We start from the raw sequence: 22,061 nt of genomic DNA, 5'->3' as shown, positions 1-22,061 counted from the left end.
GATAAAATTTGTATCCTGTATTTGTTTGAGAATCAAAGCGAAAACCTATACAGAAGCGTTAAATTAAATTATTTTTATCCTTTTTATACTCTCTTATTCGCTAAAAAGGGCTGCAAAAATACAATTTAATTTATTAGAAAACAAAGTATTATGAATTATATTAAACCTCTTTAAAATTTAGTTATCTCGAACTCACTTCTCCTATTTATCTGATGTTCCTCTTCTGAACAGTTTTTAGTATCACAATCAATTAAAGGTGCAGATTCTCCAAATCCTTCAAACTGCATCCTTCTTGCATTTACATAACCTACTAATGCCAAATAATTACGTGTAGATTCTGCTCTCTTTTCAGATAACACTTGATTATATGAATCAGTACCTCTACTATCCGTATGTGAAGAAATTTTAATGTAGACTGTGTTATACTTTTCTAGTTTTAAAGCAAAATCATCTAATACTTTTTTAGAGTCTGCTCTAATATTCCATTTATCATAATCAAAATAAATTGGTGGAAGATCAAAATACAACTTTCCATTCTTTTCGATAACAGGAGGTCCTACTTTATCCGAAAGTAGCTTTAATCTTAATTCTTCTGCAGTAAGCTCTTCATTCCTTTTTTTGTTTGTAGCTTCAGAAGTAGTAACAGTTTCTGTTTGTCGCTCCTTAGAATTCTCTACAATTGCAGGTTCTACTTCCTTTTCTAAATAAATCACATAAGTTTCATTATCTTTTTCTTTCACTAGAATAGGCTTAATATTTGATTTATATCCAATAGATGAGGCTCTAAAGTCATATTTTCCAGGAAAAACTGATAAACTAAACGATGCGATTGAATCTAGTGTAGATTCATACACTTTTTGCCTTTCTGCGTCCTGTAAATACACATCGGCATTGGGTACATAATTATCAGTAGCATAATCTCTAACCTCAAAATTCGCAATATATTCTTTCAAAAATATTTCTCCTGTCTGAGAAAAAGAAAAGATGTCGTCATCTGTTTTTCCTTTTCTATTCGATGCAAAAAAACCGTCTTTTTCATTATAATACGTTAAGGAAAAATCATCGTAGCTAGAGTTAATTGGCGCACCTAAGTTTACTGGTTTTGTAAATTGGTTTTCTTTTAATTCAGAGACAAAAACATCCATCATTCCTAATCCTAAGTGACCATTAGAAGAAAAAAACAAATTTCCTTCTTTAGAAATAAACGGAAACTGTTCTCTATTTTCTGTATTGATAGATGAACCCATATTAATTGGTTCTCCATAAGTCCCATCCATATTAATTTCAGAAGCATAAATATCAAAATCCCCATATCCGCCTGGCATATTAGACGAAAAATACAACATCCTATCATCTACTGAAATAGAAGGATGTTCTATAGAATATTCTTTATTATTAAATTTTAATTTTTCTGGCTTCTGCCATTCTCCATCAACTCTTATAGCTTTATATAAATGAATTGCATTATTTCTTAGACTATCAAATTTCTTTTTCCCTTTTTCTGAATTACTTTTTGAAAAATAAATAGTATTACCATCCGAAGTAAAACAAAAATTACCTTCGTGGAGTTTAGAATTAACTTCTCCAGAAAGAGCCTCAATTTCAGAAACTCCTATATTCTTGCTATCAACCTTAACAGTATATATATCTAAAAATGGTCTATGCGTCCATTTATATTTTTGATTCATCAAACCATGAGAACTTCTGTCAGATGCAAAATACACGGTACTATCTAATTTTACAGCTCCAAACTCTGAAGCTTCAGAATTAAACGCTACAGAATTCACAACATAATCATCATCTTTTAATTTAAAAGCTTCTATTGTCGCAATTGCATCTAATTTATTTAATGGATTTGTTTCCTGGTTTTTTTTATATAACACTAGGAAATCGACAGCCATTTCATATTTTCCTAAGGAAGAAAGTACTTGATGCATCATAAAATTATATGAATTATCATACGACTTATCCTTTCCATAAAACTTACCCGAAGTCAAAACCTTAAGATATCTATACGCCTTTTTAAACTGAAATGTATTGTAATATGAAATAGAAATATTTTCAAGAATATGTTTTTCATATCCTTCTTGATTTAATTCTTCTTCGTATTGCAATGCCGCATTTATATAATCTCCATTGTCAAAAAAACGATCCGCTCTACTCTTTTTCTGAGAAAAGATAAACTGTGTAATCAATAAGATGGATACAAATATTATTTGAGTTTTCATATCTTAATAAAATCTTGGAGATGTATACTTATTACTAAAATTGAGTAAATCGAAATTGTATAATAGAATAATTTCGTGACTTCCATTGTTATATCCACTTAACTCACTTGTACTAAAATCATATGAATATCCTACTTTTAGATTTCTCGTTATATTAAAACCAGCCAATGCAATAAAAGCATCCTCATAACGATAAGAAACACCTAATTCGAATTTATTATAGATCAAAGAATTAAGTGAAATATCAAATGTAAGCGGAGAATCTAAAACCTGCTTTATAACCATAGATGGCTTAAGTTTAACCTCATCTACTAGATCAAACACAAAACCTGTAACTCCATATAAATGGGTCTTTGATTGAGAAACACCAATACCATCGACAGCCACCTCATTAGGTAATAAATTTGGAGAAGAAATACCTGCATAAAAGTTATTAGAAAACAAGAATAATCCTGCTCCTATATTAAGCTGTAATTCAGAATTATTGGCAGCAAATGCAGGATCATCTGCTACATCAGAACCAGAAGCATCTAATTTAAAACTATTGATTCCTACTTTTAAACCATATGATAATTTAAAACGATCTGATATACGTGTAATATATGCGAAATCAACATTAAAGAAATTGTTATTGGTGCTAATTGCTTCACCAATTCTGTCATTTACATAATTAACACTTAATTCAATCTTCTCACTCAATGGAATGTTTCCGAATACATTTGCTGTTTCTGGTGAGCCTTCAATTCCTGTCCATTGTCTTCTATATAATAAACCAGTAGAAATCAATCCACTCTGGTTCGTAACATAAGCCGGGTTTACCGTACTCATATTATACATATATTGAGAATATTGTGGTTCCTGCTGTGCATACAATACCGAGCAGAAAACTATCGCTATACTAAAAATTAATCGTGATTTCATTGTTTATCTGCTTAGGTAAAAGCTTCCTTGAATAGGAAAATTGTTTTCAAAGTTTGGTGTAAAAATGTAGAAATAGGTTCCAGATGGTAAATCATCTCCCAATCGAATAGAAACATTACTTTCTCCCCGGAACTCCTCAGTATTTCTATTTCCTTCAAATACTTTTGCTCCGTATCTGTTATATATCTTCAAATCAAAATCCGGAAAAGCAACTGGGATATTAAACTCATCTTCAATAAACAAATCAAAAGTATCATTTTGATTATTCCCATCTGGAGAAACTCCATCTTGGAAATCCAATGCGCATATATCACCATTAGAGAATCGCTCACCCATATTAAGAATATTAACAGCAACGGTTACTCTTTCTGACTCGCAATTATCAGCATCTACAGTTGCGATATAATATATTTGATTATCAAAAAGTAATGGATTATCAATAATAGGCATATCACTTTCTAATGTAGGATACCAATTATAATTTAATACATCCACCTCGATATCATCTAATCTTTTACCATCAAGAATACAGAATTCTTGATCCGTCACATTCGGTTCTGGTAAATCTATGATTTGTACTTCTACATTTAATGAAGATTCATTACAAGGTGCTGTGTTAGGAATTACGTATCTAAAATTATAAATCTTATTAACCTCATTATCGGGATTTGGTAATAAATCAAACTCTACCACTCCATCTGAAGTTAAAGCACCTGTATTTTCTATATCCTGAAAAGTTCCGGTTCTTGGTGTATTATTATCTAAAATTGTAAATAAGTTAACACGTCCATCAATTTCACAAAAAGAATCACTTCTATCATTACCAATCTCTACTGGTTCTACAATAGCTATAGTTACTGTTGCTTGATCTTGAGAACTACAACCAACATTACCTCCAACAGTATATACATAATCTCCCGGACCTAGAATTGGTAGTGTATTATCTGAAGCATCAAAAACACCTAGATGATCTGGTGACATATAACCAAAAGGTCCAATCCACGTTCCTGTTGGATCAGGATTACCTTCTAAAAGATTGAAAAGTGTTACCGTTAAATTATCTGAACATAGTGATGTAGCGGTACCACTTCCTGCTCCAGCATTTGCTTCTTTATAAATTGTAAACTCTAATAAAGCTTCATCAACACACCCAGAAGGGTTCGTTGTTGTATGTGTAAAGGAATACGAAATTGGGTCATTAATTTCTTCAGGAACCAAGAATAAATCATCAACTACGTTACCCCCATTATTATTATCTGTCCAAATCCCTTCTTCTATAGTTCGTCCATCTGAGTTTAATAAACTTCTTAAACTATATTGATTGGCATCTGTCTTACATATAATTAGATCTAAAGTATCTTCTCCTGCATAATCATGAGGTAAAATTACAATTGTAACTATAGTAGAAATAGTAGGACAAGGGTTGCTCTCTATACTAATAGGCTGACAAACATCACCAGAATAAGAAAATGTTGCACCACAGCTTTGTCTAGGAACCACATCGTATCTAAATCTATAACTCCCTGGTCTGGCCCCCACAATAGTAATTGGTCCTAAATGTTGTTCATCTTCTGGTGTATCATTTAAATTATTTTCTAAATTAAGATCACCATTGAAAGGAATACCACCAAGAAATGTCCAATACGCAAAATCATCCACTAATGAACCATCCGTATAAACGTAACCGGGTTCAAACTCAAGTAAATCAAAAAGGTTAATTTGAGCCGGAGACGAATTAGGACAAATTTCTTCCACAGAATTCTGTGGAGCAAATGGCCTTAACTCTTCATATATAACAAACATTACCGTTTCTTCGTCATTAGGACATATTGGAGATCTACTGTTGATCTTATAGGTATAACTAAAATCTATACAACTAAAACCTGGAACATATTCTGGAGAAGCTCTAAACGCATCATAGACCTCTTTCAAATTAATTACTGCATCCGTAGCACTTGTAATTTGGCCCGTATTATCATCGTCTTCCCAACTTCCACCTAATTCTTCTCCATTTAAAAATCGGTCATCAAATAAATTAATATCCATATCCCATGATCCAATATCACCTTCACAAATCGAGAATGATGATCCATACCCAGCTGTAACCGGTCTTACTACAGTTACCTGAACATCAACAAATTCAGTAATACAAGTATCCACATTAGCAACTGTATATCTAAAACTAAAATCTTCACTATCAACAGGGAAACCGCCATTATTATCAATGGTAGTACCAAAGTTTGGGCCGTTTAGAATATACGTATTAGAAGGTAAAGAGCCTGTATAAGTCCACATCCCATTTAAATGAGGAAGAGCGAATCCCTCTCTTGATTCTAATGTGTCAAAAAGGTTTATATCTATTTCAAATCCAGCTGTACAAATATCATCATTATCACAAACAGGAAAGAAACCTGTTGTTGCTGCTATACCAGCATACGGACCAAGTTTGACATTAACTCTAACTCTGTAGTCATCTGGACAATTCGGATTTTTAAGTTCAAAAAAATAACCATCAGAAGCATTTCTTAACTGCCATAATCTTAAAACTCCAGAAGCTTCTATTCCTTCTTCACCTTCTTCTATTCCTGTAGATTCCCAAAAATCTCCTGATTCCGGTACGATACCTGTTTCATCATACAAATTAATAATACCATCTGGAATACCATCGACATCGAAATCGATAGTCTCCATATCACAAATGGTTATCATTTGTTCTTGGCTACATTGAGAAAAAACCTCCCCAATACTGCCAAAAAATATTAATAAAATGAAAAGTAGTTTTGTGTAATTTTGTTTCAAAATCAATTAGTTTATCCGTAAGTATCATTTTTACACTTTTTGTTACCGGTCAAAATGAAATAAAAATTGACTAAGATTCAAAAGCTCGGCGAAATTATAAAAATATGTAAAAAAAAACACCATGATTTCCCTATAAAACTAATCTTCATCTACATCTTTAACCTCTTGATTTCAGAACTTTTACTATATCATTAAGCTTATAACCTTTAGCTTGTAATAAAATTAAATAATGAAAAAGAAGGTCTGCGCTTTCATCTAAGAACAACTTTTCGTTATCATCCTTAGCTTCTATAACCACTTCGACAGCTTCTTCTCCTACTTTTTGAGCAACTTTATTTATCCCTTTTCTAAAGAGAGATGCTACATAAGATTTTTCATTATCTTGATTTTCTTTTCTATCCTGTATAGTGTTTTCTAAATCTGTCAAAAAACCAAAAGACTGAACATTTTTCTGTGCCCAACAAGTATCATCTCCTTTATGACAAGTTGGACCCACTGGGTGTACTTGGATTAACAAGGTGTCATTATCACAGTCATTTTTTAGATCTACAAGATTCAAAAAATTACCACTCTCCTCACCTTTAGTCCATAATCTATTCTTAGTTCTGCTAAAAAAAGTTACCTTTTTAGTTTCTATTGTTTTCTGGTAAGCCTCCTCATTCATATAACCAAGCATCAAAACATTTCTAGTGGTTGCATCTTGAATTATTGCCGGAACAAGTCCATCATTATTTTTATTGAAATTTATTTCCATTTTATCAATCTATATTTTGGTTTCCAGATCAAGTCTGGAATTATATTTTGTTATAATCTTACCGGAATTTCATTTAACCGCAATTCCTCTTTTAAATCTTTTATTTCTATTTCTTTAAAATGAAAAACACTTGCTGCTAATGCAGCATCTGCTTTTCCTTCTTTAAAAGTATCTATAAAATGTTTTGTATTACCTGCTCCACCAGATGCAATTATAGGAATATTTAATTCTGTAGATAATCTTGCTAAAGCTTGATTAGCAAAACCATCTTTAGTTCCATCATTATCCATAGAAGTAAATAAAATTTCTCCGGCACCTCTTTCTTCTACTTCCTTTGCCCAATCAAATAGATCAAGCTCAGTTGGTACTTTTCCTCCGACCAAATGTACTATCCATTTCCCATCAATTTGTTTAGCATCTATAGCTACTGTAATACATTGACTTCCAAATTTTCCTGCTAATTCATTAATAAGCTGCGGATTTTTTACTGCAGACGAATTAACGGAAACCTTATCCGCTCCATTTTGCAACAAAACATCTACATCTTCTATAGATGATATCCCTCCCCCTACGGTAAATGGGATATTCACTTTTTCTGCAACCCTAAGTACAAGATTTGCCAGTGTTTTTCTTCGCTCTTCAGTAGCAGAAATATCTAAAAACACTAATTCATCTGCTCCTGCTTTAGAATACGCATCCGCTAATTCTACCGGATCTCCTGCATCTCTTAAATCAACAAAATTGACTCCTTTTACAGTTCGGCCGTTCTTAATATCTAAACACGGTATAATTCTTTTAGTCAACATTTAGTTTTCTTTATTTTTTATATTTAGATCCATACCATCATAAAAACCTAAATCTTTATTCTTTAATTGTTTTGTCCAAAATGCTATTTGGCCCGTATGATAAGACAAATGTTCGGTTATGTGAATCATTATACCTATTCCTGAAAAAGTAAACCCTTGCACTTCTCGTTTTCTCATTAATTCAGAAATAGTACAATCGAACAAGATTGTCTTGGCTTGTTCTACAGTCTTATTAAGTTTTAGTAATAATTCTTCTTTCAAAAAACCTTCTTTAGCTTCAAACTCAGCATCCCTATCTCTTTCATCTTCTAAACCTCCTAAAGAAGCTATAGCATATTGAGTAATATTACCACAAAGATGAAGTATCAAATTTCCGATACTATTAGACGATTGATTAAACCTTTTCCATATATCATCTTCAGAAAGTTGATCAAAACTAATAGTAATCATCCTAAGACTTTCATCCAATCTATAGGAGATTTGCTCCTTAAACTCTTGTGATATTTCCTCATTCATTGTTTATTAACTTTTTTGAAGAATATAATTCTCTAATTGTTTTAAACTTATTCGATTCTCATAAATTGCTTTTCCTATAATTGTTCCTTCGCATCCAATTTCAGCCAATTTTGGTAATTCATCAAAAGTTGAAATCCCTCCAGAAGCAATTAGCTTTATATCTCCTATTTCGTTCAACATTTTTCTATACAAATCAAAAGAAGGCCCTTCTAACATTCCATCTTTACTAATATCTGTACAAATCACATAGGACACGCCCTCTTTTTTATATTCTTTAACAAACGGAACTAGCTCTTTATCACTTTCTTCTAACCAACCACTTACTGCGATTTTTTCATGTTGTGCATCTGCTCCTAAAATAATTTTATCACTCCCGAATTTTTGTAACCAAGATTTAAAAATATCAGGATTCTTTACAGCAATACTACCACCAGTAATTTGATTTGCACCACTATCAAAAGCTATTTTTAAATCTTCATCTGTTTTTAAACCTCCTCCAAAATCAATTTTTAAACCTGTTTTAGAAGCTATTTGGTCTAACACCTTATGATTTACTATATGCTTAGATTTTGCACCATCTAGATCAACTAAATGTAAATATTGAATTCCATGAGCCTCAAATTCTTTGGCTACTTCTAATGGATTTTCATTATATATTTTTTTAGTATCATAATCTCCTTTAGAAAGGCGAACACACTTTCCGTCAATGATATCTATTGCAGGTATGATCCTCATGCTTTATTTTATAATTATTAGTTATTAATTTTTAACTCTAAAAAGTTTTTTAAAATCTTCTCTCCCGCATCACTACTCTTTTCTGGATGAAATTGAGTTCCGTAGAAATTATCTTTCTGTAAAGCTGTACTATAAGTTACTCCGTAAGTAGATTGTGCAATGGTTTCTTCCATTATAGGAGCATAATAACTATGAACTAAATAGATATACTCCTTCTCTTCTACTCCACTAAATAAGGCAGAACTTAATGACTCTATTTGATTCCATCCTATTTGAGGAACTTTTACTCCGTGATTAAACTTTACCACATCCGTATGAAAAATACCCAAACCTTTAGTATCACCTTCTTCTGTGTAATTACACATCAATTGCATCCCTAAACAAATTCCTAAAACTGGTTGCTTTAATTGTGGGACCAAGGTATCTAAACCAGAATCTTTTAACTTACTCATAGCACTGCTCGCTTCTCCTACTCCAGGGAAAATCAGTTTATCTGCAGATTTTATTTCTTGAGGGTCATCACTTAAGACAGCTTCATATCCCAATCGTTGAATCGCAAATTTGATCGATTGAATATTTCCTGCTCCGTAATTTATAATTACTATCTTCATATTATTGCATCCTGAACTTGATTCAAGACCTTTTAAATTATACAATTTTATTTGTTATAACATTCCTTTGGTACTTGGTAAAAACATTTTATTTGCATCTCTTTTTACCGCCATTTTCATCGCTTTAGCAAATGCCTTAAATATTCCTTCTATTTTATGATGTTCATTTTCTCCTTCGGCTTTGATATTTAAATTACACTTGGCACCATCTGTAAAAGATTTAAAAAGATGAAAAAACATTTCTGTTGGCATATCCCCTATTTTTTCACGTTTAAAATTAGCATCCCAAACCAACCAAGGACGACCTCCAAAATCAACTGCTGCCTGTGCTAAACAATCATCCATTGGCAAGCAAAACCCATAACGTTCGATACCTAATTTATTACCTAGAGTTTTAGAAAACAACTCCCCTAAAGCAATCATAGTATCTTCTATAGTATGATGTTCATCTACGTGTAAATCTCCATCCACTTTCACTGTTAAATTCATTGCTCCATGACGTCCAATCTGATCTAGCATATGGTCAAAGAAATGTAATCCAGTTGATATATCATTTTTACCAGAACCATCTAAATTCAACTTGATATAAATTTTAGTTTCGTTCGTATCTCTAGTAATCTCTGCTACTCGATCTTCTAACTTTAAAAACTCATAAATTTCCTTCCAATCTGTTGATTTTAATACAATACTTTCTGAAATGGCTTTTGTATCAGTTTCTATTTCATCTGCTCCAAGCTCTGGATCTTCAGATAAGAAAATCCCTTTAGCTCCAAGATTTTTTGCCAACTCCATATCCGTAATTCTATCTCCTAAAACAAATGAGTTTTCTAGATCGTATTTTTCCTTATCAAAATACTCCGTTAATAAACCTGTTCGTGGCTTACGAGTATCCGCATTTTCATGAGGAAAAGTTTTATCAATATGAACAGCATTAAACACCACTCCTTCTTTTTCGAATGCAGTCATTACCTTATTATGTGCTGGCCAAAAAGTATCTTCTGGAAAAGAATCAGTTCCTAATCCATCTTGATTGGTTACCATCACCAATTCATAATCCAATTCGTCCGCTATTTTAGCCATATATTGAAAAACCTTTGGGTAGAACTCTAACTTCTCCAAACTATCTAATTGATAATCTACAGGTGGTTCCAACACCAATGTACCATCTCTATCTATAAATAATACTTTCTTCATCTTAATTTATTTTTTGCAATTCTTATTCATTAAGAACAGAATTTATATACTTTTTAAAGCTTCTATTAACTTCTTGTTTTCTTGATTAGTTCCTACTGTTAATCTAAGTGTATTTTCACATAATGGTTGTGTTGTACGATTACGAATTACAATTCCTTGTTTTAACAATTGATCATATCGTACATTTGCATTATCTACTTGAATCAATACAAAATTAGCATCGGTTTTATAAATTTCTTTTACAAACTGAATATCTTCTAAGGAATCTATCATAAAATCTCTCTCCTTTAAAATATTAGCTACTTCTTCTTTAATCTTATTAACGTCTTTAACTCTATCCAACGCCCTTTTCTGCGTTAACTCATTAACATTATAAGGAGGCTTAATTTTGTTAAGTATATTAATAATTTCTTCTGAAGCATAACACAATCCTAGTCTGATCCCTGCCATTCCATATGCTTTTGATAACGTCTGTGTTATTACTAGGTTTGGGTATTCGCTAATTTTAAGTATCCAACTTTTTTTAGAAGAGAAATCAATATACGCTTCATCTATAACTACCAACCCTTTGAAATTTTCTAAAATTTGGGCTATACTATCTTCTGAAAAAGAATTCCCTGTAGGGTTATTAGGAGAACATAAAAATATGATCTTTGTTTGCTGGTCAACTGTATCTAATATTTTAGAAACATTAGGTTCAAAATTATCATTTAAAAGAACTTTTTTATTCTGAACATCGTTGGTGTTAGCTAATACATTATACATACCATAGGTAGGTGGTAACGTAATAACATTATCAACTTTAGGTTCGCAAAAAGCCCTAAATAAAAGATCTAATACCTCGTCACTTCCATTTCCTAATAATATATTATTTGTATCAACTCCCTTTTGTGCAGCTAACACCTCTTTTAAACTACGCTGTTGTGGATCAGGATATCTATTTACTCCATTTTCATATGGATTTTCATTGGCATCCAAGAAGATCATTGCAGAACCATCAGAAACATACTCATCACGTGCTGAAGAATATGGTTTTAGCCCTTTAACGTTTTCACGTATTATATTATTTATGTTGAAATTTAATTGTTTCATTACTTCTTAACATTCTATAAGTTATCCGAAAATCATTGCTTTCGCAAATGTTATTATAACACCTAACATAATAGCTAGTACAAAGAAAACTATTACTGAAAGTATCAATACCACTACAAATCTTAACAGTTTAAGAATCGTTTGCCCAGTACTATAGCTACATAATTTCTTATAAGTAAACAAATAGTAAAATATAATTACCAAAGTGCTCACAAAATAGATTGATGGATTAAATAATAACCCTAGTAAAAAGAACAGCGTTCCGGAAAATAATCCAAACCCTAATAAATAGGAGTTTATAACTAAATGCTCTCCATAATTGAACTTCTTTTTACCAAACACCATTAATGCCAAAAACGTATAAAAAGGAATCAATACGAAAGCAATCAGGTTAAAATATTTAAGCATAAAACTTTGGGTAATTTTATTAGCTTCAGCCTGTTCTTTTTTGTACTCCAAGTATTTTTCTTGATATTCTACAGTGTTTTTTTCTATATCGGGGTTTGACATAGAGAACAATGATTCATAAAAAGATTCCGTTTGAGTAGCAAGCATTAATTCACTATAATCATCAGAAAAAAAGTTAAAAACAAATGTAGCAACAGCAGTTCCGATCACCAGAAAGGCAAATGGGTTTATATATCGTTTTCTTGTTCCCGAAATATATTCTGAAATAACTTTATCTGGGGAAGTCACAAAATGAATTAATGTTCTAATAAAAAGATTATCTAACCCCAGAACATTACTAAAAAAATCACTTTTTAATCCTTTTAATGTAATCCGTTCTCTTATTACTTTCGCACCACAAGATTGACAGTAATCAGCATCATCAGATAAGATATTTCCACAATTTCTACAATTCATTGATCTCTTTTTTTACTTTACATTCTATATTCAAAAACATTTTAGGTAATATCACTTAAACTCTTTAAACGCAAAGTAACTGCGTTCTTATGCGCTTGTAAACCTTCGGCATCTGCCATAATCTCTATGGCATTTCCAATATTTTTGATACCTTCCGCGGATAGTTTCTGAAATGTCATTGATTTCATGAAACTATCTAGATTTACTCCACTATACTGTTTTGCATATCCATTGGTTGGTAATGTATGATTCGTTCCCGAAGCGTAATCTCCCGCACTCTCAGGCGTGTAATTACCTATAAACACAGAACCGGCATTCATAATATTATCAATATAAAAATCTTCGTCTTCTACACATACTATAAAATGTTCAGGACCATATTCATTAATCAGTTCTAAAGCTTCTTGGTCATTTTCTACATAAATAAGTTTAGAATTCGCTATTGCCGCTTCAGCAATCTCTTTTCTTGGCAACAAATTACATTGATTTGTAACTTCTATTTCTACTTGTTCTATAAGCTTTTTAGAAGTAGTAACCATAATCACCTGACTATCCTTTCCATGTTCTGCCTGACTTAATAAATCAGAAGCAACAAAGGATGGATTTGCTGTGTCATCAGCCACTACCAACAATTCACTTGGTCCAGCAGGCATATCAATCGCTACTCCAAATTTTGTAGCTAATTGTTTAGCTACAGTAACAAACTGATTTCCAGGTCCAAAAATTTTATATACTTGTGGAATTGTATGAGTGCCAAATGTCATTCCTGCAATTGCCTGAATACCTCCTACCTTAAATATTTTTGTTACACCACAAAGATTTGCTGTATATAAAATAGCTGGATTGATTTTTCCTTCTTCATTTGGTGGAGAACATAACACAATCTCATTACACCCAGCAATAGTAGCTGGAACTGCCAGCATAAGAATTGTAGAAAATAGTGGAGCTGTTCCACCTGGAATATACAATCCTACTTTTTGAATAGGTCTTTTCTCTTGCCAACAGTTTACACCATTTGTTGTTTCTAAGGAAACCTTATCCGTTTTCTGAGCAGCATGAAAAGCTTCGATATTAGATTTAGCTAAAACAATAGCATCTTTAAGGTCTTGACTAACTAATTGATCGGCGCTTTCTATTTCTTTTTTAGATACCAATATCGAATCTAGAGATACTTTATCAAATTTCTCTGTATATTGTTTTATAGCAACGTCTCCATTAGTTTTTACATCATTAAAAACATCTAAAACCACATTTTCTATATCCGCCACGGTCTGTGTAGGTCGTTTTAATATGTCCGCCCAAGTATTTTTCTCTGGATTATATATCTTCTGCATTTTCTCTAAATTAACTATAATACCATTTTCTCGATAGGACATACTAAAATACCTTCAGCTCCCTCAGCTTTTAGCTCATCAAGTATATCCCAGAACTTATTCTTTTCTACTACAGTATGAATAGAACTCCATCCTTTTTCTGCAAGAGGTAAAACTGTTGGACTACGCATTCCTGGAAGGATATCAACGATACGATCTATCTTATCATTCGGAGCATTCAATAATACATACTTAGAAGCTCTAGCCTTTAATACAGCCTGTATTCTAAACTGTAATTTTTGAAGCAAACTCTTATTTTCATCGCTAATTTTAGGAGAAACAGCTAAGACAGCTTCAGAAGTTAACATTACTTCTACTTCTTTTAAATTATTCTTAAACAATGTACTACCACTAGACACTATATCACAAATAGCATCTGCTAAACCAATGTTAGGCGCTATTTCTACAGATCCTGATATCTGGTGCAAGTCTGCTGAGATTCCTTTTTCTTTTAAATATTCTTTTACCGTATTGGGATATGAAGTAGCTATTCTTTTTCCATCCAGATCTTTTATAGAATTATACGACACATCTTTAGGAACGGCAAGTGACACTTTACATTTCGAAAAATTTAACCTTTCTGCAATCGCAATATCTTTTCCTTTTTCTACTAGAACATTTTCACCAATAATAGCGATATCAACAACACCATCTCTCAAATACTGAGGAATATCACCATTTCTAAGAAACATAACTTCCATAGGAAAGTTTCTAGTAGTAGCTTTTAATTGGTCTTTTCCGTTATCTATAGAAATACCACAATCTTTTAAAATCTGAACAGAATCTTGATTAAGTCTTCCGCTTTTTTGAATAGCAATTTTAATTTTTGACATTTTTTTATTGTTGTGTTTGGTCAGTTCAAAACAAGTTTTAAATAAAAAAACCCGTTTGAAAATGCTCAAACGGGTTATTATATATGATTAACTTATACACATATCAACTTACCACGCCTGGGCGGAGATATAAGAATGATGATGATGTAAAAGAATATTTTTCATAATTTTTTTCTACGCTGCGAATTTATAAATTTTTTTTTCATCTCAAATGCATTTCAGCTTAAAATTTTGCTATTCATCTTTTTTCAGGACATAAATCGCTCAAGAATAATAATTTAATGAAAACATTTTATAACTTTAAGAGAATAACACTAATCATCAACATATGAGAAATTTAATTTCATTCTTTATTTTTATCTTATTCGCCTGTCTGGGAATGTGGTGGTACTACTCCTGTAATTGGTGTCTTGGAAACAAAGATGAAGGATCTACTATTGTAAAAGAGCAAATAGATCCGGCTATTGAAGCAAAAGCAAAAAAAGCTTACGACGATAGTATAGCTTTGGCTCATGGTCTATATGCAAAGGATATTGAAAACATGGATGTTTTTAGATATCCAAAAAACATCCAAATTAACAATTCTAATTTTGATGTTTTTATCCCCGAAAGCCTTAATGGTTTTGAGAATAAAATAGCAAATTACCTTGGACAACATCAAGATCAAGACTTAATAATCTATGGGTATGAAACTTCTTCCGAAAGAGAAACAGATTCATTAACAGGTATTTCAAGAGCTAATTATATTAAAGACATCTTAGTTAATACGGGTGGAGTAAACAAAGACCGTATTCTGACCAAAGCAAAATTACACACCTATGATTATAATGCTGATGGTACATACAACGGTGGTATTCTACTAAACTTCCATAAAATAGATGAATCAAGAATAAAGGAAATAGAAAAAGGTATTGCTAACAAAACTTTATATTCGAGTTTTGGATCTAAAGATTTTAAACCAGATGCTACCTTATCTAATTATGCTTTAGAATTAAAAAACTACCTTACTAAATATCCAGATAAGAAAGTATTAATTACTGGTCATACTGATAACGTTGGTGACACCAAATCCAATCAGTTCTTTGGACTTAAGCGAGCCCAGAACGTTAGAAATTATCTAACTTCTCAAGGCATACCTTCAGATAAACTTACTGCTAAATCTAAAGGAGAATTAAGCCCAATTGCTCCAAATGACACACAGGAAAATAGAGCAAAAAATAGACGAATAGAAATAATTGTAAACTAAATACCAACTACAAAAATGTTAGAATTTTTAAACGAAGCAAACTGGTGGTGCCTTCTGCTATTATTATTAATCGCTTTCTTATTAGGGTGGTTTTTATCGAGATGGTCTCTTAAAAATAAATATCAAGACAAATTAGATCAATGCTATAAAGAGAAAGATAAATTACGAAAAGCTAGTGATAGCTACAAAAAGGCTAATACCACTTTTTCTAATCCTATTCCGGTAGAAGCTCCTAAATCAATTGAGGTAGCAGAAGTCAAAAAGGATTTGAGTGATTCCGAAAAACCTCAATTAAATTTTGAAAGCTTTGGAACAGCAAGTGAATCACAAAAAGATGATTTAAAATTGATTAGTGGTGTTGGGCCGTTCATTGAGAAGAAATTAAATAGTATTGGAATATATACTTTTGATCAAATAAGTAAATTCACTAAAGAAGATATAGAAACAGTTACAGAATTAATACAATTCTTTCCGGGTCGTATAGAACGTGATAACTGGACAGCTCAAGCAGAAAAGCTCAAAAATCAATAATCAAAAAAATCAATCTTAAGAATTAAAGCCTTTATAAATATTTATAAAGGCTTTTTTTAATCTCTTATATGCGCTTATATGTCTTTTATTTGAGAATATAAATACTATAAATCTAAGTAATAAACAACTTCTAGATATTTTTCTGAATCGGTTTCATCCTTTTGTGATTTTAACTCTTTCAGAACTCCTGCAACTTTTATTTTCTTTTCTGGAAGTCTTTGCCCTCCTTTTGCATGCGCTATTACAAAAGTATCTAATGAATCATCAGAAGTTATTTCATATACATCATATGTATCCACGATTGGAATCATAGAAAATGTTGTTACTTTACCCGCAACGATCGGAACCATAATAAACCCATTAAAATCTGATTTAGATGCTATTCTCTTTGGAACACCAGTAATAACTATATTAGTTGATAATTCGCCCTTTTCTTTCACCTCATTTACCACCATTTTCTTGACAGTATATTGATTATAAACAGATCTCAATTCTTTTGATAATGCACTGATTATCTCCTCTCTATCTTTATCACTTAGATTAGAAGTTGCTAAATCTAAAAAAAGAATCATTTTTTGTTTATCACTAAAAAGACCCGATACTTTTCCTAACTCTGATTGAGAAATTACTCCATCATCAGCTTTTGTTAAAATGTTATAAAATCTACCTCCATTATCCAATGTTTGAATAGCTTGATCTTTATCACTATATGGTGTTATTTTTCTCATAATCTATGAATATTGAATTTGATATAACATTTTACCAATAAATTCTCCGAAAGAAAAAAGCAAAACAACCGCTATCAAAGAGCAATAGATCAATAGAAAAATGTTTTTCTTTCTTTTATCCTTCTCATCTTTAAGAGATAAAAAACCTGCAAGACTTAATAATGTAATGAAGAAGTAATTCATAAATATGTTTTATTAATTAGTAGATAAAACATATTAATTGTTACAAGGAATAATAAAAATACAGCCTACAAAAAACAGAAAAAGCTAGACCTTTTTTTTGATTCAATATATATCTCAAACCACTTATCTTCAGTGATTTTCATAAAAAAGACCCATCATATTACATTAATATGATGGGTCTTTTTTTATAATAAATAGTCTTATTGATTACCTAAGATTAAAGGCATCCCATCTTTTCCAGAACCTACAATCACTACTTTAGAATTAGATGATTTTGCTAATTCTAGAGTTGCTTGAATCCCTTTTTCTTTAAGAATTTTATCCGTTAGAGAAGCACTCAAAATTTGATTCGCAATTGCTTTCCCCTCTGCATCAATTTTTTGTCTTTCTGCTTCTTTTTGAGCTTTAGTTAACTTAAATTCATACTCTAATGATTCTTGCTCTTGCTTTAATTTACGCTCAATTGCTTCTTTAATAGTAGGTGGCAATGTTACATCACGAACTAGAACTTCATTTAGTTGAATATACTCATTACCGACAATTTTTTTAGTTTCTTCAAAGATTTCCTTCTGAATAACATCTCTTTTACTTGAGTACAACTGCTCAGGAGTATATCTTCCCACCACACTACGTGCAGCAGAACGTATGGTAGGCAACAAAATTCTTTGAACATAATTTTCTCCTTTTTCTTGATGTAACAAACCTAGTTTTTCATACTCCGGCTGAAACCAAGCGGAGGCGTCTAATTTTATCTCAAGACCATTAGAGGATAGTACTTGCATCTTTTCGAAGACTTCTTGTTGTCTTACTTCATATACGATTACTTTATCCCAAGGCAATACTAGATGAAAACCCTCTCCTAATGGTGGTTCATCAGTTACTACACCACCTCCAAAAGTTTTATATAACACTCCAGCTTCTCCAGAGCCAATTGTTTCTGTTGATTTAGAAATAAAGACAATTGTAAGTACAATAATTATAAGAATAGGTAACCCTATTTTAGGTAATTTTTCCATGATATATGTGTATAGTTTTAATTTTTAAATAAGTCCATTATATTTCCTCATAAACCACTCAATACTTAATAATAATATAATTATCATTAAAAGGTATTTCCAATCTATTAAAGATACAATATTTTCCTTGCTCTTTTGAATTGCTTGATACCTTTGATCTTCAACCAGATCACGTACTAAACTATCCGTTTGATTCATAAAATAGACAGTTCCTTTAGTATTAGTCGCAACTTGTCTAAGTTTTGTTACATCTGCATTAAGTAATTGTTGTTCTACATCATAATCCAAAATACTAAAACTCCCCGATCTTGAAATATTTTCGCCCACAACCACTACAGTATATTCATAGTTTCCCGAAGTAAAACTACTAAGGTCAGCTTCATAAGAACTATTTTTTAATAACATTGGGATTGTCTGTGATGCTTCGGTATCTTTATTTTTTATTACTATATTTAGATTACCTCTACGATCAAATTCATAATTTTTAGTAAAATATTCTGCTTTTACCTTTATACTGGAATTTCCATAATAAAATGATTCTGAAATCGTATTAAGTCTACTTTTTTGTTTATTAGATGCCAGATATTGGATAAGTCTACCGAAAAAATCATCAAAACTTTCAAAACTTTTATTATCCAAATACGACTGGGCTCTCCATCTCCATATACCTTCTCCAAATAAAATAGCTTCTCTAATGCCATTATCCTCAATAGTCGCTAACAAGGGCTCATCTGTTTTTATGTTTCCAATATTTCTTTGTAATAACACATCATAAGATGATTTCATATGTATCTCTCCAAAAGTACCTATCAAAGGAGGATAATCATTAAAACCGATATCTTCTAATAAAAATGTTCCGTAGTTAGGATTAAATCTTGGTAAATAATATTCTATTTGCCTAGTGATTTCTTGTCGATATACATTTTGCGATTTATTTAGAAAAACCCAATCTGTCTTAGAACCAGTTATCGTAAAATAATTTTTTCTAGTAGTTTTTATCTTTTCGTATACCTCTCTAAATCTTGCATTTGGTTGATATAAAATAATAAGTTGATACTCTTCAATATCCTTTACTTCTGATGGCCTACTAATAGTAAGACTTCTCCTTTCGTTGCTTTCAATACTTTTTTTAATAGCTCCTAAATCTGGATGAGTTAAATCACTAATCAATAAAACATTTGTTTTTTGATCTATTACCTCTACAGCAAAATCTTTCTTATTATTAATTATATTTTTTTCGTTTTCTATGGGTATTAATCGAGCACTATATTTTAAAACACCAGCCGAGCTCGCAGGGAGCGTAAAATTAACAACTGTAGAATTATTTTCTTCGGTAAAAGAAACAGGCTTAGAATAAACAATATTGTTACCAGACCTTATTTCAAAACTTGTATTTATATTATCCGTTCCAGAATAAGTAAGGATAACTTCTACAGGAAACTTATTTTTAAGATATGCATACTTGTTTACATTAAGTTGCTGGATCTTAGTATCTGTTACTACAGTTGTATCACCCGTAACTATTGGATAAACCTGTTGTTTATAATTAACGCTACTAAATTGATAATCTCTTCCATACGTTTGATTACCATCGGTAACCAAGATCGTAGGAGCATTTGCGTTTTTATAGATTTGATCTAAGCTTTCTAATGCTTCAGAGATATTTGTTTGCTTTTCATCAAAGGTTAAGCTTAAACTATCTTTTAATATGTCCGAAAAAGAATAATATTTTATATCAAACCTTTCTTTAAGTTCAGGGTTATCTTTAATCCTATCAATAAATTGCGATATTTGTTTATCTTGCTTAAGATGTTTTATGGAAGAAGAATTATCCACTGCAAAAACCAAGGTCGGTTTCTCTATATAATAAGTATTCTTTCGAAATGTTGGATTAATCAACAAAATTAATAAAGCAAAAATGCTAAGAAAACGTAGAAAAGCAAAAAACAGATTTTTTCTATTTCTATTTTTTGCTTTGTACATATATTGAAATAGCGCAATAACTATGGCAATTACTCCTGCTGCTATAATCAATCCTATATTTTGTATCTGCATTCTTGTTAATTACGATCTAAGAATCTTATCAAGAAATCATTGACTTCTCACCCTTAAATAGTTTATTTTGAAAATTGAAAATAATCACATTAAATTTAAAAGATCTTAAACTTATTAAAAAACTATCCAAAAAATCGTAAATCGTAATTTCGGAAAATTCATTTTAGGTAAGCATTCCTCCATCTACATTTAGAACCTGACCTGTAACATATCCACTTAAATCACTAGCTAAGAACAAACAAGCATTTGCAATATCTTCAGGAGCTCCTCCTCTTTTCAAAGGAATTGCCTTTCTCCATTCATCAACTACCTTTTCATCAAGTTTTCCAGTCATTTCAGTTTCAATAAAACCAGGAGCAATTACATTACTTCTAATATTTCTCGAACCAAGTTCTAAAGCAACTGATTTAGAAAAACCAATAATACCAGCTTTGGATGCTGCATAATTAGCCTGACCAGCATTTCCTTTTACCCCTACAACAGAACTCATATTAATGATACTTCCCTTTCGTTGTTTAAGCATTGTTCTCTGAACCGCTTTAGTCATATTAAAAACACTTTTAAGATTGACTTCGATAACCTTATCAAAATCATCTTCACTCATTCTCATAAGCAAGTTATCTTTGGTAATACCAGCGTTATTAACCAATATATCTATACTTCCAAAAGTTTCTAAAACATCCTTTACTAAACTTTCAGATTCCTCGAAGCTTGCAGCATTGCTTTGATATGCTTTTGCTTTAATACCTAAACCGTTTAATTCTTTTTCTAAATCTGTTGCAGCCTCTACAGAAGAACTATATGTAAATGCAACGTTAGCACCTTGTTTTGCAAAAACTTGTGCTATTCCTTTTCCAATACCACGTGTAGCACCTGTGATAATGGCAGTTTTACCTTGTAAGAGATTCATTCGCTCTATAATATTTTTTTGGTATCTCATACCATCTATAAATGATATGAATTATTTTATGTTTTCAAATATAAGAATTACTAGCAGCTCAACAATAATAAAACACTTGATTTATAATTGGCTTTACATGCAAAAGTTATAAAACAATTTAAGGTAAGTTTAATCATATTAACTTTCAATCTTTTAGCAACTAATTTTATTATAGTTACTTAAAAAATGTTTTAAATTTTTATCCTCTAAAAAAAATCTTAACTATAAAAGCCTCGATCCGTAGTATCGTGGCTTTTATAGAATATCATCTTTACTAAGCTTAATGATGCACTATAGCTTCTGATCTATATAAGGATAGATTTTCTTGAAACTTATGATATTTTTTAATTACCCCAAAAACTTCATCCCCTATTTCTTTAGAGAGCTGAGCAGAATCCTTTAATAAATCCGAAGCTTTATTAATAGTTTGTGAAAGTTTTCTACCATTATGATTCAATTCTAAAAATTGTTTATGCATATCAGGTGTACAAGGCTCACAACGATAAGAATGTAAATCAGTAAGCATAGCTGTGAGTTCATCCTTCATACGACTCAATCTAAGTGTATGTGTTTGACGATTCGGTGATTCCTTAAACGTAATTTGATTATTCATAATGGTTTGGTTTTAAAGTGAGT

The 22,061-nt window shown here is 31.3% G+C and carries 21 protein-coding genes; 2 read left to right on the top strand and 19 right to left on the bottom strand.

Annotated elements, in window-relative coordinates; translation table 11 throughout:
- Positions 1 to 170: 170 nt before the first annotated feature.
- From NMK29_RS07485 to hisG, 13 genes are all read right to left on the bottom strand, one after another.
- Entirely contained in the window at positions 171 to 2,228 is a 2,058-nt protein-coding gene (locus NMK29_RS07485; RefSeq protein WP_108804471.1) for an OmpA family protein, read from the bottom strand.
- A 3-nt stretch (positions 2,229 to 2,231) separates the two neighbouring features.
- Complete coding sequence (locus NMK29_RS07480) at positions 2,232 to 3,149, bottom strand: type IX secretion system membrane protein PorP/SprF (RefSeq protein WP_027391191.1); 918 nt, start codon at positions 3,147 to 3,149, stop codon at positions 2,232 to 2,234.
- A gap of 3 nt (positions 3,150 to 3,152) precedes the next feature.
- Entirely contained in the window at positions 3,153 to 5,840 is a 2,688-nt protein-coding gene (locus tag NMK29_RS07475; protein WP_159092296.1) for a gliding motility-associated C-terminal domain-containing protein, read from the bottom strand.
- A 265-nt stretch (positions 5,841 to 6,105) separates the two neighbouring features.
- The gene (hisIE, locus tag NMK29_RS07470; RefSeq protein ID WP_108804473.1) at positions 6,106 to 6,702 is read right to left on the bottom strand and encodes a bifunctional phosphoribosyl-AMP cyclohydrolase/phosphoribosyl-ATP diphosphatase HisIE; all 597 of its coding nucleotides are present in this window, start codon (positions 6,700 to 6,702) and stop codon (positions 6,106 to 6,108) included.
- Between the two features lie 50 nt (positions 6,703 to 6,752).
- Positions 6,753 to 7,508: an imidazole glycerol phosphate synthase subunit HisF gene (gene hisF / locus NMK29_RS07465; RefSeq protein WP_108804474.1), complete on the bottom strand. Its 756-nt coding sequence runs from the start codon at positions 7,506 to 7,508 to the stop codon at positions 6,753 to 6,755.
- Positions 7,509 to 8,024, bottom strand: a complete 516-nt coding sequence (locus NMK29_RS07460) for a DinB family protein (RefSeq protein ID WP_108804475.1) — start codon at positions 8,022 to 8,024, stop codon at positions 7,509 to 7,511.
- 6 nt (positions 8,025 to 8,030) lie between these two features.
- Positions 8,031 to 8,759, bottom strand: coding sequence for a 1-(5-phosphoribosyl)-5-[(5-phosphoribosylamino)methylideneamino]imidazole-4-carboxamide isomerase (gene hisA / locus NMK29_RS07455; protein WP_108804476.1), 729 nt, complete (start codon positions 8,757 to 8,759; stop codon positions 8,031 to 8,033).
- A 17-nt stretch (positions 8,760 to 8,776) separates the two neighbouring features.
- Positions 8,777 to 9,370, bottom strand: coding sequence for an imidazole glycerol phosphate synthase subunit HisH (gene hisH / locus NMK29_RS07450; RefSeq protein ID WP_108804477.1), 594 nt, complete (start codon positions 9,368 to 9,370; stop codon positions 8,777 to 8,779).
- Positions 9,371 to 9,424: 54 nt separating this feature from the next.
- Positions 9,425 to 10,564 (bottom strand): bifunctional histidinol-phosphatase/imidazoleglycerol-phosphate dehydratase HisB, encoded by a 1,140-nt coding sequence (gene hisB, locus NMK29_RS07445; protein WP_108804478.1) that lies wholly within the window; start codon positions 10,562 to 10,564, stop codon positions 9,425 to 9,427.
- Positions 10,565 to 10,606: 42 nt separating this feature from the next.
- On the bottom strand, positions 10,607 to 11,656 hold the full coding sequence (hisC, locus tag NMK29_RS07440) for a histidinol-phosphate transaminase (protein ID WP_108804479.1): 1,050 nt from the start codon (positions 11,654 to 11,656) through the stop codon (positions 10,607 to 10,609).
- A gap of 21 nt (positions 11,657 to 11,677) precedes the next feature.
- The gene (locus tag NMK29_RS07435) at positions 11,678 to 12,520 is read right to left on the bottom strand and encodes a DUF3667 domain-containing protein (protein WP_108804480.1); all 843 of its coding nucleotides are present in this window, start codon (positions 12,518 to 12,520) and stop codon (positions 11,678 to 11,680) included.
- Between the two features lie 41 nt (positions 12,521 to 12,561).
- On the bottom strand, positions 12,562 to 13,854 hold the full coding sequence (gene hisD, locus NMK29_RS07430; RefSeq protein ID WP_108804597.1) for a histidinol dehydrogenase: 1,293 nt from the start codon (positions 13,852 to 13,854) through the stop codon (positions 12,562 to 12,564).
- A gap of 14 nt (positions 13,855 to 13,868) precedes the next feature.
- Positions 13,869 to 14,726 (bottom strand): ATP phosphoribosyltransferase, encoded by an 858-nt coding sequence (gene hisG / locus NMK29_RS07425; protein WP_108804481.1) that lies wholly within the window; start codon positions 14,724 to 14,726, stop codon positions 13,869 to 13,871.
- Between the two features lie 328 nt (positions 14,727 to 15,054).
- Between hisG and NMK29_RS07420 the strand changes: the two genes are divergently transcribed.
- Together NMK29_RS07420 and NMK29_RS07415 are read left to right on the top strand one after the other, a co-directional pair.
- Positions 15,055 to 15,972 (top strand): OmpA family protein, encoded by a 918-nt coding sequence (locus NMK29_RS07420; protein WP_108804482.1) that lies wholly within the window; start codon positions 15,055 to 15,057, stop codon positions 15,970 to 15,972.
- A gap of 15 nt (positions 15,973 to 15,987) precedes the next feature.
- Entirely contained in the window at positions 15,988 to 16,503 is a 516-nt protein-coding gene (locus tag NMK29_RS07415) for a hypothetical protein (RefSeq protein WP_108804483.1), read from the top strand.
- Positions 16,504 to 16,607: 104 nt separating this feature from the next.
- On the opposite strand, the gene NMK29_RS07410 is transcribed toward NMK29_RS07415, so the two are convergent.
- The 6 genes from NMK29_RS07410 to NMK29_RS07385 all read right to left on the bottom strand — a co-directional run bounded on the left by NMK29_RS07410 (position 16,608) and on the right by NMK29_RS07385 (position 22,038).
- Positions 16,608 to 17,231 (bottom strand): hypothetical protein, encoded by a 624-nt coding sequence (locus NMK29_RS07410; RefSeq protein WP_108804484.1) that lies wholly within the window; start codon positions 17,229 to 17,231, stop codon positions 16,608 to 16,610.
- A 3-nt stretch (positions 17,232 to 17,234) separates the two neighbouring features.
- Positions 17,235 to 17,414, bottom strand: a complete 180-nt coding sequence (locus NMK29_RS07405; RefSeq protein ID WP_108804485.1) for a hypothetical protein — start codon at positions 17,412 to 17,414, stop codon at positions 17,235 to 17,237.
- A 200-nt stretch (positions 17,415 to 17,614) separates the two neighbouring features.
- A complete protein-coding gene (locus tag NMK29_RS07400; protein ID WP_108804486.1) occupies positions 17,615 to 18,430 on the bottom strand; it encodes a prohibitin family protein in 816 nt (271 codons plus the stop codon).
- A 24-nt stretch (positions 18,431 to 18,454) separates the two neighbouring features.
- A complete protein-coding gene (locus tag NMK29_RS07395) occupies positions 18,455 to 20,485 on the bottom strand; it encodes a hypothetical protein (protein WP_108804487.1) in 2,031 nt (676 codons plus the stop codon).
- 163 nt (positions 20,486 to 20,648) lie between these two features.
- Positions 20,649 to 21,395 (bottom strand): 3-oxoacyl-[acyl-carrier-protein] reductase, encoded by a 747-nt coding sequence (gene fabG / locus NMK29_RS07390; RefSeq protein WP_108804598.1) that lies wholly within the window; start codon positions 21,393 to 21,395, stop codon positions 20,649 to 20,651.
- Positions 21,396 to 21,705: 310 nt separating this feature from the next.
- Complete coding sequence (locus NMK29_RS07385; RefSeq protein WP_108804488.1) at positions 21,706 to 22,038, bottom strand: hypothetical protein; 333 nt, start codon at positions 22,036 to 22,038, stop codon at positions 21,706 to 21,708.
- Positions 22,039 to 22,061 lie beyond the last annotated feature (23 nt).

Origin of the sequence: Aquimarina sp. Aq107 (genome assembly GCF_943733665.1) — a bacterium.
In the GTDB taxonomy this organism is placed as follows: Bacteria; Bacteroidota; Bacteroidia; order Flavobacteriales; family Flavobacteriaceae; genus Aquimarina.
This window is presented reverse-complemented; position numbering and strand designations above follow the sequence as displayed.